The sequence below is a fragment of the Dietzia cercidiphylli genome, from assembly GCF_014145145.1.
Classification (GTDB): Bacteria; Actinomycetota; Actinomycetes; order Mycobacteriales; family Mycobacteriaceae; genus Dietzia; species Dietzia natronolimnaea.
On sequence record NZ_JAALEA010000432.1, the window covers coordinates 1 to 15,948 of the forward strand.

Annotated in this window: 17 protein-coding genes, 1 tRNA gene and 1 pseudogene; 11 read left to right on the top strand and 8 right to left on the bottom strand. The window is 70.5% G+C overall.

Annotated elements, in window-relative coordinates; translation table 11 throughout:
• The coding region (locus tag G6028_RS14675) for a class I SAM-dependent methyltransferase (RefSeq protein WP_182659313.1) at positions 1-486 on the top strand (486 nt) is incomplete at its 5' end.
• A gap of 33 nt (positions 487-519) precedes the next feature.
• On the opposite strand, the gene G6028_RS14680 is transcribed toward G6028_RS14675, so the two are convergent.
• A complete protein-coding gene (locus tag G6028_RS14680; protein WP_182659314.1) occupies positions 520-1,158 on the bottom strand; it encodes a TetR/AcrR family transcriptional regulator in 639 nt (212 codons plus the stop codon).
• A 115-nt stretch (positions 1,159-1,273) separates the two neighbouring features.
• Here G6028_RS14680 and G6028_RS14685 point away from each other — a divergent pair, with 115 nt between their 5' ends.
• On the top strand, positions 1,274-1,846 hold the full coding sequence (locus G6028_RS14685) for an HdeD family acid-resistance protein (RefSeq protein ID WP_182659315.1): 573 nt from the start codon (positions 1,274-1,276) through the stop codon (positions 1,844-1,846).
• Positions 1,847-1,871: 25 nt separating this feature from the next.
• On the opposite strand, the gene G6028_RS14690 is transcribed toward G6028_RS14685, so the two are convergent.
• From G6028_RS14690 to G6028_RS14700, 3 genes are all read right to left on the bottom strand, one after another.
• Positions 1,872-2,543, bottom strand: a complete 672-nt coding sequence (locus tag G6028_RS14690; RefSeq protein WP_241730788.1) for a TetR/AcrR family transcriptional regulator — start codon at positions 2,541-2,543, stop codon at positions 1,872-1,874.
• 79 nt (positions 2,544-2,622) lie between these two features.
• Complete coding sequence (gene chrA, locus G6028_RS14695) at positions 2,623-4,029, bottom strand: chromate efflux transporter (protein ID WP_182659316.1); 1,407 nt, start codon at positions 4,027-4,029, stop codon at positions 2,623-2,625.
• Positions 4,026-4,172: a hypothetical protein gene (locus G6028_RS14700; protein WP_182659317.1), complete on the bottom strand. Its 147-nt coding sequence runs from the start codon at positions 4,170-4,172 to the stop codon at positions 4,026-4,028. The genes chrA and G6028_RS14700 overlap by 4 nt, the downstream gene beginning before the upstream one ends.
• 430 nt (positions 4,173-4,602) lie before the next feature.
• Between G6028_RS14700 and G6028_RS14705 the strand changes: the two genes are divergently transcribed.
• Positions 4,603-4,677 (top strand) — tRNA-Gln (locus G6028_RS14705).
• An 18-nt stretch (positions 4,678-4,695) separates the two neighbouring features.
• Here the strand turns inward: G6028_RS14705 and G6028_RS14710 are convergent.
• Positions 4,696-4,857 carry a hypothetical protein gene (locus G6028_RS14710; RefSeq protein WP_182652855.1) on the bottom strand — a complete coding sequence of 54 codons (162 nt, stop codon included), beginning with the start codon at positions 4,855-4,857 and terminating at the stop codon, positions 4,696-4,698.
• A complete protein-coding gene (locus G6028_RS14715) occupies positions 4,854-6,659 on the bottom strand; it encodes a thiamine pyrophosphate-requiring protein (protein ID WP_182659318.1) in 1,806 nt (601 codons plus the stop codon). Before G6028_RS14715 ends, G6028_RS14710 begins: the two co-directional genes overlap by 4 nt.
• 185 nt (positions 6,660-6,844) lie before the next feature.
• On the opposite strand from G6028_RS14715, the gene glmU reads away from it, so the two are divergent.
• The 4 genes from glmU (at position 6,845) to G6028_RS14735 (ending at position 10,546) form a co-directional block, all read left to right on the top strand.
• Entirely contained in the window at positions 6,845-8,305 is a 1,461-nt protein-coding gene (gene glmU, locus G6028_RS14720) for a bifunctional UDP-N-acetylglucosamine diphosphorylase/glucosamine-1-phosphate N-acetyltransferase GlmU (RefSeq protein ID WP_182640019.1), read from the top strand.
• A gap of 17 nt (positions 8,306-8,322) precedes the next feature.
• The gene (locus G6028_RS14725) at positions 8,323-9,300 is read left to right on the top strand and encodes a ribose-phosphate diphosphokinase (RefSeq protein WP_179525800.1); all 978 of its coding nucleotides are present in this window, start codon (positions 8,323-8,325) and stop codon (positions 9,298-9,300) included.
• 1 nt (position 9,301) lies between these two features.
• On the top strand, positions 9,302-9,661 hold the full coding sequence (gene arsC, locus G6028_RS14730) for an arsenate reductase (glutaredoxin) (protein WP_179525801.1): 360 nt from the start codon (positions 9,302-9,304) through the stop codon (positions 9,659-9,661).
• A gap of 261 nt (positions 9,662-9,922) precedes the next feature.
• On the top strand, positions 9,923-10,546 hold the full coding sequence (locus G6028_RS14735) for a 50S ribosomal protein L25/general stress protein Ctc (protein ID WP_182659323.1): 624 nt from the start codon (positions 9,923-9,925) through the stop codon (positions 10,544-10,546).
• A 156-nt stretch (positions 10,547-10,702) separates the two neighbouring features.
• Here G6028_RS14735 and G6028_RS14740 read toward each other — a convergent pair whose 3' ends face one another.
• Entirely contained in the window at positions 10,703-11,320 is a 618-nt protein-coding gene (locus G6028_RS14740; RefSeq protein WP_182659319.1) for a LysE family transporter, read from the bottom strand.
• 67 nt (positions 11,321-11,387) lie between these two features.
• Between G6028_RS14740 and G6028_RS14745 the strand changes: the two genes are divergently transcribed.
• Together G6028_RS14745 and pth are read left to right on the top strand one after the other, a co-directional pair.
• Entirely contained in the window at positions 11,388-12,284 is an 897-nt protein-coding gene (locus G6028_RS14745; protein ID WP_182659320.1) for a LysR family transcriptional regulator ArgP, read from the top strand.
• Between the two features lie 82 nt (positions 12,285-12,366).
• Entirely contained in the window at positions 12,367-12,966 is a 600-nt protein-coding gene (pth, locus tag G6028_RS14750) for an aminoacyl-tRNA hydrolase (protein ID WP_179525804.1), read from the top strand.
• Positions 12,967-13,056: 90 nt separating this feature from the next.
• Here the strand turns inward: pth and G6028_RS14755 are convergent, their stop codons facing one another.
• Positions 13,057-13,512 (bottom strand): DUF6508 domain-containing protein, encoded by a 456-nt coding sequence (locus tag G6028_RS14755; RefSeq protein ID WP_182659321.1) that lies wholly within the window; start codon positions 13,510-13,512, stop codon positions 13,057-13,059.
• 202 nt (positions 13,513-13,714) lie between these two features.
• Here G6028_RS14755 and G6028_RS14760 point away from each other — a divergent pair, with 202 nt between their 5' ends.
• Together G6028_RS14760 and G6028_RS14765 are read left to right on the top strand one after the other, a co-directional pair.
• Positions 13,715-15,397 carry a peptide chain release factor 3 gene (locus G6028_RS14760; RefSeq protein ID WP_182640997.1) on the top strand — a complete coding sequence of 561 codons (1,683 nt, stop codon included), beginning with the start codon at positions 13,715-13,717 and terminating at the stop codon, positions 15,395-15,397.
• 217 nt (positions 15,398-15,614) lie between these two features.
• A pseudogene (locus G6028_RS14765) lies at positions 15,615-15,948 on the top strand (IS1380 family transposase); the annotation flags it as partial.

Genomic DNA, 15,948 nt, shown 5'->3' on the forward strand with positions numbered 1-15,948 from the left:
CGCCGCTACGGGCTGATAGTGGCGTCGCTGCCCGAGCAGCGGTACCGGGTGTGCTTCGAGCCCGCGTGCTCGGTGGGCGTGCTCACCGAGATGTTGGCCGCGCGCTGCGACGAGGTCCACGGGGTGGACGTGGTCGACACCGCCGCGGAGGAGGCCCGCCGTCGACTCGCCCGCGCCGGGGTGACCACTGCCCACGTCCGTACCGCCGACGCGCTCGACCCGTGGCCGCGCGCCACCTGCGACCTGCTGGTCCTGTCGGAGTTCCTCTACTACACCCCGGTCGCGGAGCTGGACGGGCTCCTCACCGGGCTGCTGCGGCTGGTCGAGCCGGGCGGGACGGTGGTGGCCTGTCACTGGCTGGGCCGATCCCCCGACCACGCCTGCACCGGCGAGGACGTCCACGCCGCGCTGGCCGAGCGCGGCGATCTCACCCTCCTGGCGCACCACCGAGAGGAGGGCTTCCTCCTCGAGGTCTTCCGCCGCTGACCCCACGATCGCTCGTCTCACCGCGCCCTCCGATCAGGACCCCGCGGCCTCCGCCTGCTCGACCAGGTGCACGATCGCCTCCGCGTGCAGCCGGAACAGCGCTGGCACGTCGGCGTCCCCGGTCAACGACGCGAGGAAGATCCCGTCGCCACCACCGAGTGCATACGTCGCCACGAGCCGCGCGTCCGCGTCAGGCAGCCCTGGCCGCACGAGTGCGAGTTCCTCCGCGATCCGTCCTATCGCCTCCCCGCGCAGCCGCAGGTAGATCTCGCGGGCCGCCGGCTCCACGGGGCGCCGTTCCAACGCCAGCATCAAGACCAGTCGCAGGAAGTCCGGCGACTCCGAGAACGTCCTGGCCACCCCCTGGCACAGATCGGTCACCCGCTCGGCGAGCGAGTCCCCCTGGCCCCGGGTCACCTGGCCCAGCCACAGCTCGATGCTCTCCTCCACCACAGCGGCCAGGAGGGCGTCCTTGTCGGCGAAGTGCCAGTAGATCGAACTCGCGGGGAGCCCGCTGACCTTGCTGACCTGCGCGATGCTGGTCCCCTCGTACCCGCGCTCCCCGGCCACCGCAGCGGCGGCCTCGAGGATCCTCCGTCTGGACTCGCGACCTTTCGCCCGCGTGCGCCTGCTCCCGCTCACCTGGTCCCCCACGGTCCCCTCCTCGGCCATGCTGCCTCCCGGTCCTGTGTCCAGCGCCTCATTGTCCGTGCGTGCCCGGAGTTCTACTGTAGTGATCACTACAGTACCGCGATGGCGAGAGGCCACCGCCCGAAAGGTGGACGACATGATCGATTCCCTCACCCGCAACTGGTGGGTTCAACTGATCCGCGGAGGGCTGGCCCTCACGCTCGGCGCCACGGCACTCGTCGCTCCCGGGTCCGATACGGGCGCCGGCATGACGCTCGCCGTGTTCCTGGTGGCCGCGTTCGCGATCGGCGACGGCGCCATGACCGTCACCACCGGGCTGGCCCTGCCGGGCGAGCACCGCGGCCGGGGCGGACTGATCGCCACCGGCGCCGGTGTCATCGTGCTCGGGATGGTCGTGTTGTTCTGGCCCGGACTGTCCGCCACGGCGCTCACGCTGGTGTTCGCCGCCTGGCTCGTGGTCTCGGGAGCACTCGTGGCCTACGGGGCGCGGACACTGCGTCACGAGATCTCGGACTCGTGGATCATGGGCGCACTGGGGGCGGTGCTCATCGCGCTCGGCATCGGTCTCGGCCTGGTCGGCCCCTCGACCATCGGCACGTTCGTGATCTTCGCCGGCTGGTTCGGGCTGGCCGTGGGCGCCGTCATGGTGGCCGTCGCGTTCAGGCTGCGGGCGGATGCCGGGCGTCTGCCCTCGCCGGCCATGGCCTGAACCCCGCGCGGGCCGCGGGGACGCGCTACGGCCGACCCGGCCCCGGGCGCAGATCGCGGCCGACCAGGGCCCCCTCCGGGTTGCTCGGCCCGGTGTACTTGTCCCGCACCTCGGCCTCGAGGGTCGGCCTCGGGTCGAGGTGGGAGAGCCCGTTGAAGCACAGGTTGACGATGTGCGCGGCCACCTCCTCCTTGGGCGGGGTGCGCACGTCCAGCCACCACTGCGCGGTACCGGACACCATTCCCACCAACGCCTGCGCGTACACGCTCGCGGTGACGGGGTCGAAGCCCCGGTTCACGAACTCCTCCTCGAGGATGTACGTCACGCTCGCCGTCGCGTCGTTGAGCAGGGTGGAGTACGACCCCCCGGGGGCCGTCGACGACTCGCGGACCAGGATCCTGAACCCGTCGGTGCGTTCCTCGACGTAACGCAGCAACGCCATGGCGGCGCGCTCGATCCGGCGCCGGGACCCCTCGCCCTGCAGGGACTCGGTGATCTCGGCACCGAGGTACGCCAGCTCGCGGTCACACACCACGGCGTAGAGGCCCTCCTTGCCGCCGAAGTGCTCGTAGACCACCGGCTTGGAGACCCCGGCGACAGCCGCGATCTCCTCCACCGTCGCGGAATCGTAGCCGTACTCCGCGAAGATCCGGCGGCCCACCTCGACCAGCTGCTGCCGTCGCTTGGCCGCCGTCATCCTGGTCCTCGGAGCCGGAATGGCCTCGCCCGTCATCATCAACCCTTTCGCCCGTCCCCCCGAGACTAGACGGCCCCGCTCACAGGGGGATCAGCAGACTGGCCGGGCCCAGCAGGGCGCACACCCCGAGCACCCGCAGGATCGGCCAGCGCAGGACGAAGGTCAGCACGAGCGCGACAAGGGTGATGCCCACTGCCACGGGATTCACCGATGCGGCGTCGGGAATGGTGATCCGGAGAGGACCCCAGGTCCAGATGCTGGTGGCGGTGAACAGGGTGTTGAGTGCGAAGTAGAGCGCGAGGTTGGCGATCACCCCCACCACGGCAGCGGTGATGCCCGCGAGCGCGGCCGAGATGGCCACGTTGTGGCGCAACCGCTCGACGTACGGCGCTCCCAGCAGGATGAACAGGAAGCTCGGGACGAAGGTGACCCAGGTGACCAGGAGGGCTCCCAGGGTGGCGGCGACCCAGGGGTCGAGACCTCCGGGGTTGCGGTAGGCGGCCAGGAACGCGACGAACTGCACCACCATGATCAGCGGCCCCGGGGTGGTCTCCGCCAACGCCAGTCCGCGCACCATCTCCCCCGGCGCCAACCATCCGTAGGTCTCCACCGCCTGTTGGGCGATGAAGGCCAGCACCGCGTACGCACCGCCGAAGGTGACCAGGGCGGAGAACGAGAAGAACAGTCCCTGGGTGGTGAAGATGCTGTCGGATCCGAAGATCACGGTCACCGCGGCGATCGGCGCCGCCCACAATCCCAGCCCGATCGCCAGGATCCTCACCACGCGGCCGGAGCTCGGCCGGTCATCGTGGAGCGCGTCGTCGGAGATGACGGGGGCGGTCTCGTCCTGGTCACCGTCACCCTGAGGCGGGTGCGCGAAGTCCGGGTCGCGGCGCGAGAGCAGCCAACCGGCGAGAGCGGCCACGGCGATCACCACCGGGAACGGCACCGCGAACAGGGCGAGCGCGGCGAACGACCCACCCGCGAGAGCGATCAGGGCCGGGCGAGTGAGAGACCTCCTGGCCACCCGCAGCACGGCCTGGGCGACGATGGCCAACACCGCCGGGGCGAGCCCCGCGAAGACGGCCGCGACGGCGGTGGTGTCCCCGAAGGCGACGTAGACCGCCGAGAGGGCTCCGAGAGCGACCACGCCGGGCAACACGAACAGGGTCCCCGCCGCGATGCCACCGCGAGTGCCGTTGAGCAACCACCCGAGATAGATCGAGAGCTGCTGGGCCTCAGGGCCGGGCAACAGCATGCAGTAGTTGAGCGCGTGGTTGAACCGCCGCTGCCCGATCCAGCGCCGGTCCTCGACCAGGACTCGCTGCATGACCGCGATCTGACCGGCCGGACCTCCGAAGGTCTGCAGGGAGATCAGGAACCACACCCGGAGGGCCGAGCGGAAGGGGACGAGGTCGCGCGCGGCGGCAGTGGCGACGGGCGCGTCACCGGTCTCGACAGGGGGCTGGTGGGAGTCGGTGCTCATGCCGGCTCCCGTCCGAGGAGAGCCTGACGGCGGCAGTATTCGTACAACCCGTCGACGACGGGACCGGACATGGCCGGGGTCTGGTCATCGCCACCGATCATGGCCCCGTCGACGGGGATACCGGCGCGGGTCGACCACGTCATCAGTCCTCCTGGGTGGTGCGGTCGGGATGCGGGGCGTCGCGGGCCGCTGGGGCCGAGCGGCGTTCGGCAGGAGGAGAATAGCCCCGGCGGGAGAACCGGTGGGGTGGGGACCGTCGACGAAGGAGCGGGGAGATCGTCGACGTCCCTCTCCCCCTCCTCGCCGGGGCTGCGAGCCCGGTGGCCACTCGGAAGTCTCTGACGGGCCGCCTCTGTTGTCGAGCGTTCCGATCGTGATGACGGAAACGTGATGACGGAAACGGGGGTCAGGCCACCCGGCGGCGGCCTCGGTTGCGGGTGCGCACGACGGCCCCCGGGCACCGCGAACGGTCGCCCGCCGCCGGACCCCTTCGTGACCCCCGCCGCTCCAGCAGGTCCGCGCCACCGGGCGCCGGGAGGTGTGCCAGACTGTTACCGACCCGGTCAGGGTCGTTCCCCCGTGGTGTAATCGGCAACACTTCTGATTTTGGTTCAGATATTCCAGGTTCGAGTCCTGGCGGGGGAGCCACCGGCCCCCTCGCGGACCTCAGCCCATCCCGCCGGAGATCGCGAGCGCCAGGACGAGCAGCAGGATCGCCACGATCGCCAGAACGGCGAGCACGGGTTGGCGCCGGTTGCGCGGGGTGCGGACCTCCTCCTCACCCTGCTGGGTGACGGACTGGGGGTCGGACTCGTTCGCTCCGGTCATGTGAACCTCTCCTCTTCGATTCGGGCGTACTCCTCCAGCAGTACCAACCCGTGGCGTCCGGCGTCGCCTTCCGCCCGCAGGCCCTCGCGCATCGACCCGAGCATTTCCCGGCCGTGGGGGAAGGGCGGCAGCAGCGGGACGTCGGGGTCGGCGACCGCCTCGATCACCGTGGGCCGGTCCGCCGTGAACGCCGCCTCCAGCGCGGCGTCGAGTTGGTCGGCATCCTCGACCCGAACCCCGCGCAGCCCCAGCAGCCGGGCATAACCGGCCATGTCGAACGCCGGGACGTCCTGCGAGGGCGCGAACCGCGGGGCCGCCTCGGTCTCCCGCTGCTCCCAGCTCACCTCCGCCAGGTCGCCGTTGCACAGCACCACCACGACCATCGTGGGGTCATCCCATCCGGGCCACGCCTCGGAGACGGTGATCAGCTCGTTGATCCCCAACATCTGCACGGCCCCGTCGCCGGCCAGCACCACGACGGGCCTGGCCGGGGCGGTGGCCTTGGCGGCGATCGCGTACGGGATGCCGCACCCCATCGACGCCAGCGTGGACGACAGGTGTGCCGGGACCGAGGTGGGCAGGTCCATCTGCCGGACGTAGTGGTACACCGAACTGCCCACGTCCACGGCGAGCCGGGAGTCGTGCGGCATGTGACGGCACAAGCTGCGCGCCACGAGCTCCGGGTTGAGGCCGCGGGCCGGCACCTCCGCGCGTTCGCGGGAGATCTCGCGCCACTGCCCGACCCGTTTCTCCACCTCGGCGCGCCACGCGGACCGGTCACGCTCCCCCACGCGCCCGGTCAGCGCGCGCAGCGCCACCGCGGCGTCACCGACCAGCCCGACCTCGACGGGGTAGCGGTTGGCCAGGTGGGACGGGTCGAGGTCGATCTGCACGGCCCGCGCCTGCCCGGGCACCGGGTAGAACTCCGTCCAGGGATCGTTCGATCCGACTATCAGGAGGGTGTCGCAGTTCTGCAGGATGCGCGCGCTCGCCGTCGTCCCCAGGTGCCCCATCGTCCCACCCACCAGAGGGTGGGACTCGTCGACGTACGGCTTGCCCAGGAGGCTCATCGTCACCCCGGCGTCCAGGGCCTCGGCCAGGTCCATCAGCTCCTGCCGGGCCCCGGCCATGCCGCGCCCGGCGAGGATGGCGATGCGCTCCCCCGCGTCCAGCAGCTCGACCGCGCGGGCCACGTCGTCCTCGCGCGGCGAGACCACCCCGTGCGTCCACTCGGGCGCGGTCACGACGACCCCGTGCTCCTGACCGTCGTCCCCGGCCAGCTCGGGCGCCGGCGCGTTCTGCACGTCATGGGGGATCACCACCACGACCGGGGTCCGGTGCGTCAGGGCGGCGCGGAACGCCCGGTCGATCACCATCGGCAGCTGGTCGGCGGCGACGACGGTCTGCAGATAAGGCCCGGCCACGTCGGCGAACACGCTGCTCAGGTCGATCTCCTGCTGGTAACCGGAGCCGAGCACGCCCGTGTGCTGCTGCGCCACCAGCGCCACCAGCGGGACGCTGTCCAGCTTGGCGTCGTACAGGCCGTTGAGCAGGTGCACGGCACCCGGGCCCTGTGTGGAGTTGACCACTCCCACCCCGCCCGAGTACTTGGCGTCGGCCACCGCCATGAACGCCGCGGACTCCTCGTGCCGCGCCCGCATGAACCGCGGTGCCACGTCGGACCGCTGCAGCGCGCCGAGTATCGGGTTGTTCCCGTCCCCGGCGTATCCGTAGATCCGTTCCACATCCCAGGCGACCAGTCGTTCGACGACGAGGTCGGCCACCGTCTTGTCGTGGGTCATCTGTGTCCCCTCTCCGATTGACGGCCCTGATGGTGGGCCCCACCGTAGGGGCCGCACAGGCGGGCCTCCACCGGTACCGCGCAACGACGTGGTCCCCGTCAGACCCAGCCCTTATCCTTTCGGGGACGGTCCGCTCGCCGGACGCGAACCCGACACCGGCACGCCACGCCGCCCGAGGAGACTTGATGACGACACCCGACACCGACCGCTCGCAGACCGCGGTCATCGTCCTGGCCGCCGGTTCCGGCACCCGGATGAAGAGCGCGACGCCCAAGATGCTGCACCGGGTGTGCGGCCGGACGATGCTCGGGCACGCGCTGCACGCCGCGGCCGGGATCCACCCGGAGCAGATCGTCGTGGTGGTGGGGCACCAGCGTGAGCAGGTCGGGGCCGCGGTCGCCGAACTCGCCGTCGACCTGGGTGTCCCGGTGACCACCGCGGTGCAGGAAGAGCAGAACGGCACGGGCGACGCGGTGGCCGCGGGCATGGCCGCCCTGCCCGCCGACTTCTCGGGAACGGTGCTGGTCACCACCTCGGACATCCCCCTGCTGGACGCGGACACCCTCCGCGAGGTGGTCACGCGCCACGACCTCCGGCCACGCGCCTCGGTCACCATCCTGACCTCCACGGCCCCCGACCCCACGGGATACGGGCGGATCGTGCGGAACGACGACGGCGAGGTGCTCAGGATCGTCGAGCACAAGGACGCCTCGGACGACGAACGGGCGATCGACGAGGTCAACTCCGGCATCTACGCCTTCGACGCCCGCGTCCTGCGGGAGAAGCTGGGCGAGCTGGGCACCGACAACTCGCAGGGCGAGCTGTACCTGACCGACGTCATCCAGTTGGCGCGTCAGTCCAACGGGCTCATCCGCGGCCACCGTGTCGAGGACGCCGATCTGGTGGCCGGGGTCAACGACCGCGTCCAGCTGGCCGGACTGGCCGCCGAGATGAACCGTCGCCTGTGCGAGACGGCCATGCGCGCCGGCGCGACGATCGTCGATCCGGGCAGCACCTGGGTGGACGTGGACGTCCACATCGGCCGGGACGTCACCATCCTGCCGGGCACCCACCTCACCGGCTCCACCGTGATCGGCGACGGCGCGACCGTCGGACCCGACACCACCCTGCAGGACACCACGGTGGGCGAGGGCGCGAGCGTCGTGCGCACCCATGCCGTCGGCGCGAGCATCGGGCCCGGGGCCGAGGTCGGCCCGTTCGCCTACCTGCGTCCGCAGGCGGAGCTCGGCGAGCGCAGCAAGATCGGCACCTTCGTGGAGGTCAAGAAGTCGAGCATCGGGGCGCACACCAAGGTCCCGCACCTGACCTACGTGGGCGACGCGACCATCGGGGAGCACACCAATATCGGGGCATCCAGCGTCTTCGTCAATTACGACGGGGTGAACAAGAACCGTACAGTGATCGGCGATCACTGCCGCACCGGTTCGGACACCATGTTCATCGCACCGGTGACCGTCGGAGACGGGGCCTATTCGGGCGCGGGTACCGTGATCAAGAACGACGTCCCGCCCGGGGCCCTGGCGGTGTCCGGCGGACGACAGAGGAACATCGACGACTGGGTGATCGAGAACCGACCGGATTCCGGCTCGGCCGAGGCCGCCCTACGTACCCGGAACGACTCCTAGAAGGACGGACTCACCGAGTGAGCGAGTGGATCGACAACCAGAAGAACCTGATGTTTTTCGCGGGGCGTGCGCACCCCGAACTCTCGGATCAGGTCGCCGCCGAGCTGGGGATCGAGGTCACCCCCCAGACCGCCCGCGACTTCGCCAACGGGGAGATCTTCGTCCGCTTCGAGCAGTCTGTCCGCGGCTGCGACGCGTTCGTGCTGCAGAGCTGCCCGGCGCCGCTGAACAAGTGGATCATGGAGCAGCTCATCATGATCGACGCCCTCAAGCGCGGCAGCGCCAAGCGGATCACGGCCGTGCTGCCGTTCTACCCGTACGCGCGGCAGGACAAGAAGCACCGTGGTCGTGAGCCCATCTCGGCCCGCCTGATCGCCGATCTGCTCAAGACCGCCGGCGCCGACCGGATCATCACGGTCGACCTGCACACCGACCAGATCCAGGGCTTCTTCGACGGCCCGGTCGACCACATGCACGCCCAGGGCCAGCTGTCGGACTACGTGCGTGAGCACTACGGCACGGACAACATCTGCGTGGTCTCCCCCGACGCCGGCCGCGTCAAGGTGGGCGAGAAGTGGGCCGACGCCCTCGACGGTGCGCCCCTGGCGTTCGTCCACAAGACCCGCGACCCCAACGTGCCCAACCAGGTCAAGTCCAACCGCGTCGTGGGTGACGTCGAGGGACGCACCTGTGTGCTGATGGACGACATGATCGACACCGGCGGCACCATCGCCGGCGCCGTCAAGGTCCTCAAGGACGCCGGTGCCGGCGACGTGATCATCGCCTGTACCCACGGTGTCTTCTCCGACCCGGCGGCCGAGCGGCTGGCCACGTGCGGGGCCAAGGAGGTCATCACCACCGACACACTGCCGATCCCGCCGGAGAAGCGGTTCGACAACCTCACCGTGCTGTCCATCGCCCCGCTGCTGGCCCGGACCATCCACGAGGTCTTCGAGAACGGCTCGGTGACCAGCCTGTTCAACGGGAACGCCTGACATGTCCGCGGACGCCGCGGGTCGCGCCACGATCTACCACAACCCGCGCTGTTCGAAGTCCCGGCAGGCGCTCGACCTGCTGCGCGAGCGGGGGGTCGAGCCGACTGTGGTCAAGTACCTCGACACCCCGCCTACGGTCGCCGAGCTCCGCACCCTCATCTCCGATGCCGGGCTGACGGTGCGGCAGGCCGTGCGGGTCAAGGAGGCCGAGTTCACCGAGCTGGGTCTGCTCGAGGCCTCGGACGAGGAACTGCTCGAGGCGATGGTGGCGCACCCCCGGCTCATCGAGCGGCCCTTCGTCGTCACCGGCAAGGGCACCCGCCTGGCGCGGCCCACCTCGGCCGTCGAGGAGATCCTCTGACGGTTGGGGTGGTCGGAGTGACCCGGGCCCCGGCGTGACCCGGAGCCCGGGGTACCCGACGTGATTTGGGGGCGGGGCGCCGCGCCGCTAGGCTGATCGGGTCATCTCGGCGAGGGAGGGCCCTGCAGGGGCCACTCCGTTATCGACGCGATCATTGTCGGTGTGGTCCCCGCTGGGCCGCCCCGGGCGATCGTCTCGGTCGCCGGGGAGGTCTCCCGCCCGCAGAGCGCACGCGCGCTCCCCACCGACAGAAGGTTCACCATGGCCAAGGAAATCAACAACCTCAAGACCACCATCCGCACCGAGTTCGGCAAGGGCTCCGCCCGCCGCGCCCGTCGCGAGGGCCAGGTCCCCGCGGTGCTCTACGGCCACCACACCGAGCCGCGCCACCTCCTCCTCAACACCCTGGAGTTCGCCGCGGTGCTGCGTGCACACGGCACCAACTCGCTGCTCACGCTGGACATCGAGGGCGAGGAGCAGCTCGCGCTGCCCAAGCAGATCGACGTGCACCCGCTCACCCGCGTCATCGAGCACACCGACCTGCTGGTCGTGCGCAAGGGCGAGAAGGTCACGGTCGAGGTCTCCGTCACGGTCGTCGGCGACGCCGCCCCGGGCACCCTCGTCACCCAGGACGCCAGCTACGTCGAGATCGAGGCCGACGCCACCCTCCTGCCCGAGGGCTTCGAGGTCTCGGTCGAGGACGCCGAGGCAGGCCTCCAGATCACCGCCGCCGACATCGAGCTCCCCGCCGGCAGCACCCTGGTCTCCGATCCCGAGACCCTGATCGTCAACGTGATCGAGGCGCCGACCGAGGCGGACCTCGAGTCCGAGGAGGAGGCAGCCCCCCAGGGTGAGGACGCCGCCCAGGCCGCCGAAGAGGCGTGATCCCCCTCGCCGCGGCCTGAGCTGCGGCGACACCGCCCGCGGGCCCGCTGCCGACCATCGAGTCGGAGCGGGCCCGCGGTCGATTCCGGAACCCCTCGTCCGGACGCACCGGCCGGCTGGTCCCGACCGCAGTCGAGACCTAGCCGCAGTCGAGACCTAGCCCCGAATGAGGCCGACGGCCAGGACGACCATCATCACGGCGATCCCCGCGTCCAGCACCCGCCACGCCCCGGGCCTGGCGAACACTCCACGCAGGGCCCTGCCCCCGAAACCGATCAACGCGAACCATGCCGTGCCGGCGAGGAACGCCCCGGCCGCGAACACCCAGCGCAGATCCCCCGCCTGCTGGTTGGCGAGGGTCCCCAGGAACACCACGCTGTCCAGATAGGCGTGGGGGTTGAGCCAGGTGAACGCCGCGCACGCCGCCACCGCGCCCAGGGTCGAGGGGATCCGTGCGTCGCCGTCCACCTGCAGCCCGCTGCCGGGGCGCAGGGCGCGGGATGCGGCGAAGGCGCCGTAGGCCAGCAGGAACACCACCCCGAACCACTTCATCACCGTGATGGCGGCGGGCGCGGACTCGACCAGCGCCCCGACCCCGGCCACGCCGAGCAGGATCAGGGCCGCCTCGGACAGGACGCAGAAGATCACGATCGGGACCATCGCCACGTCGCCGCGGATCGAGCGTTGGAGGACGTAGGCGTTCTGTGCGCCGACGGCGGCGATGAGCCCGAGGCCCATGCCGGCGCCCATGAGAAGCGTGGAGGTGGCGGTCACATCCCCACGCTAGGGTCGCGATGGATGTAGCGCTACTACAGTTCCTTGGCTAGCATTAGCCGCACTTATGGACGCACTTCACCTGGACCAGCTGCGCACCCTCGTGGCCGTCGTCGACCTCGGTTCGTTCGACGCGGCCGCCACCCACCTCCACCTCACGCAGTCCGCGGTGTCCCAGCGGATTCGAGCGCTGGAGGACTCGGCCGGCCGAATCCTGGTCCGCCGGGACCGCCCGGTCACGGCGACCGACTCCGGCGAGACAGTGCTCCGGACCGCACGGCAGATGCTTCACCTCGAGGAATCCCTGTCCCGGGAGTTCGACGGAGCGGGCACCCCGACAGAGCATGTGGTCCTGGCGGTGGCGTGCAACTCCGATTCGCTGGCCACCTGGTTCCTCGACGCCATGACCGAGGTCCACTCCTCGGGCCGGGTGGTCTTCGACCTCCGCCGCGAGGACGAGTCGTTGTCCTCCCAGCTCCTCCGGCGGGGCGAGGTGATGGCGGCGGTGACCAGCGAGTCCCGACCCGTCCAGGGGTGCCGGTCACTGCCGCTGGGGTCGATGCGGTACCTCGCGTGCGCCAGTCCCGGGTTCGTGGCCCGGCACCTGCGGGACGGTTCGCCCACGACCGCGCTGGGCCGAGCCCCCATCGTCGACTTCGATCGCAGCGACGCCCACCAGAACCACCACTACCGACGGTTGGCCCGCCGCGAACCGACCGGACCCCGACACTTCATGCCCAGTTCGCACGACCACGTCCGGGCCATCGCCGCAGGGCTGGGCTGGGGCCTGGTCCCCGAGCGACTGGCCACACCGTGGCTGGTCTCCGGCGAGCTCGCCGAGGTCTCCCCCGACCGCCCCCTCGACGTCCCTCTGTTCTGGCAACACTGGAGACTCCAGTCCCCCGACCTCGACGCCCTGACGGCGGCGGTGCTCGAGACGGCCCGGGCCGAGCTGCAGGCATGACGGCCCGAGCCGGAGCGGAGGCGAGCGGGTGGAGCGGCGACCGACGGGAGCGGCGACCGACCCGGTCTGGGACCATGGGTCCGTGAGTACCGCTGACGCCCCCGGACCCAGACTCGTCGTGGGCCTGGCCAACCCCGGTCCCGACTACGAGGGCACCCGACACAACATCGGCTGGGACGTGCTGGTCGAGCTCGCCTCCCGCGCCCTTCCCATGCCCGCGAGCTTCTCCACGCACAAGCGGACCAACTGCGAGGTCGCCCAGACGCGGTTGGCCGACCAGGCCGTGGTCCTGGCCCGTCCGCGGAGCTACATGAACCTGTCCGGGGGCCCCGTCGCGGCGGTGGCGAAGTACTTCTCCGTCGCCCCCACCGAGGTGATCGTGGTGCACGACGAGATCGACATCGACTTCGGTCAGGTCCGGCTCAAGCGTGGCGGGGGCGAGGGCGGGCACAACGGCCTGCGCTCGGTGACCAGCGCCCTCGGCACGCGCGACTACATCCGCGTCCGCGCGGGGGTCGGCCGGCCACCGGGTCGCATGGCGGTGGCGGATTACGTACTCAAGCGCTTCTCTAAGCTCGAGCAACCCGACGTGCCGTTCCTGGTCCAGGACGCTGCCGACGCCGTCGAACTGCTCCTCACGCACGGGCTGGAGACCGCCCAGAACCAGGTCCACTCCGCGTGAGCCGTCCCCGGCGGCTGCGACGTGACGCCGCTCTGGGCGCGGGGGCACTGACGGGCCGGAGCAGGAGCGCACGACCGGCTCGTGGGGCGATCACATGTCGAACAGCTCTCGCAGCCGGTCGAGAAGCGCCACGAGCGCCCCGCTCTCCAGCGACGCCGCGACCTCACCCTCGCTGAACCTCTCGGACCGCATCATCCAGGTGAGCAGCGCGACGGCCAGCTCCTCGTCGGAGTCCCGGGCCAACGCCACGAGATCAGGTGCCCGGCTGCCCATTCCGTGCCCACCTCGCCGCTGGAGCGTCCGCCGGTACTCGACATCGGTCAGCGCTCCCCCGTTGCAGACCTCCATGACCTTCTCGGTGTCGCGGTCGTAGATCGGGTACCGGAGGTTATACGAGCCGTCCTCGTTCTGACCGCCCCCGGACCACACGACCGAGCGGACACCACGCAACCGCTCGACCGCCGGGAGCAGGTCGCGTAGCGCGGCCCTCCGCTCCTCGCGTACCCGTGCGTCCCCGACCACAGAACCGTCCCTGCTCGCACTCATTCCCGTCTCCGCTCCGGCGCGTCCGGTGACGCCGCCACTGCGCACCGTAGGCGCCGGGTCCGACATCGCGCCCCGCGTGACCTCGCCTTTCGCGCGCGCCCGCAGACCCCGGGCGGCGCACCGGCGGATTGGGTGCTCGAACGTGGACGGACGTACCCTGGGATGACGACGGCGAGGGCCGCCGGAGCACCGAGGAGGACGCGTGACGGAGACCGCCGAGGACACCGGGACGACCGGGCAACCCGCTGGTCCCGACAGGTCCGGGGCCCACACGGACGTACGCTCCGAGGTCGCCCGACGCCGCACCTTCGCCGTGATCGCCCACCCGGACGCCGGCAAGTCCACGCTCACCGAGGCGCTCGCGCTGCACGCGCGGGTCATCACCGAGGCCGGCGCCGTCCACGGCAAGTCCGGTCGCCGCGCCACCGTGTCGGACTGGATGGAGATGGAGAAGGCCCGCGGCATCTCGGTCAGCTCCACGGCACTGCAGTTCACCTACAAGCCGGCCGGGGCGCCGGACGACGACGAGCCGTACGTCATCAACCTGGTGGACACCCCCGGGCACTCCGACTTCTCCGAGGACACCTACCGCGTCCTCACCGCGGTCGATGCCGCGGTCATGCTCATCGACGCCGCCAAGGGCCTCGAGCCGCAGACGCTGAAGCTGTTCCGGGTGTGCAAGCACAACGGGCTGCCCATCATCACGGTGATCAACAAGTGGGACCGGCCGGGGCAGGCGCCGCTGGAACTGCTGGACGAGATCACCGAGCAGATCGGCCTGGTCCCCACCCCCCTGTTCATGCCCGTGGGCATCGCCGGCGACTACCGGGGTCTGCTCCGCCGCGGCCCCGAGGGGGCGCCGGAGGAGTACATCCACTTCACCCGCACCGCCGGCGGCTCGACCATCGCCCCGGAGGAGCACTACGACCCGGCCGCCGCCGCCGAGCGTGAGGGCGAGGTCTGGGAGACCGCCGTCGAGGAGTCCGAACTGCTCTCCGCCATGGGTCAGGACCACGACCAGGAGCTCTACCTGGCCGGCGAGACCAGCCCGGTGATCTTCGCCTCCGCGATGCTCAACTTCGGCGTCCACCAGATCCTCGACGCGTTGGTCGAGCTGGCCCCGCCGCCGCACGCGTGGGACACCGTCACCGGTGCGCCGCGTGAGACCTCGGATCCGTTCTCCGCGGTCGTGTTCAAGGTGCAGGCCGGCATGGACGCCGCGCACCGCGACAGGCTCGCGTTCATGCGCGTGGTCTCCGGCGAGTTCGAGCGCGGCATGGTGGTCACCCACGCCCAGTCCGCCAAGCCGTTCACCACGAAGTACGCGCTCACCGTCTTCGGCCGCGACCGCACCACCGTCGAGACCGCCTACCCGGGCGACGTGGTGGGCCTGGTCAACGCCACCGCGCTGGCCCCCGGCGACACCCTCTACACCGGTAAGAAGGTGCAGTTCCCGCCGATCCCCCAGTTCGCCCCCGAGCACTTCGCCGTGGTCCGCGCGCACTCGCTGGGCAAGTACAAGCAGTTCCGCAAGGCGATCGACCAGCTGGCCGCCGAGGGCGTGGTTCAGATCCTGCGCAACGACACCCGCGGCGACGCGAACCCGGTCATGGCGGCGGTCGGGCCCATGCAGTTCGAGGTGGTGACCGCCCGCATGAAGACCGAGTTCAACGTCGAGGTCGTCGTCGACAACCTGCCCTACTCCATCGCCCGCCGCACCGACGCCGCCTCGGCCGACGAGCTCGGCCGCCAGCGCGGAGTGGAGGTGTTCCAGCGCACCGACGGCGAGCTGCTGGCCCTGTTCGGCGACAAATGGCGTCTGCAGTACATCAGCAAGGAGATGGATCACCTCACCATCGAACCGCTGGTCGCCGACACCAACTGACCCTCGAGTCACACACGCCTCACCGGGCCCGCGAAAGCTCTGAACAACCGTCCAGAAATTGCTCGGATAGGGCTCGGAACGGCCCACCCTTGGTTAACCCCGGTGATTCACGGGGATCTGCGGATCGCTGGGCGAAAATAGACCGAAGTGCTTCCTGAACAGGGGAAACTGGGACTTGTCTAAGGTTCCATGTCCCCCCACAGAAAGCACTCGGTAGGTGAAGCTTACTTCGTGGTCGGCCGGGCTGTCCGTTACTGCTGATGGTGTCGGGGTGGTCTCTCATGCCGGGGCCATCGCTCCGCGCCTTCTGGCTGATCAGGTCGGTCTGACCGCCGCGCTGTCAGGGGCCATGGCCCGCCGCCGGTTCATCCCGATCCACGATCGCGGCCGGGTGTTGATCGACGTCGCGGTGATGCTGGCCGATGGCGGCGAGTCCATCTCAGACATCGGCGTCCTGCGCCACCAGTCTGGCGCCCTGGGCCCGGTGGCCTCGGCGCCGACAGTGTGGCGCACACTCGATGAGGTCACCGCCGGCAAGCGCAAGAAGATCC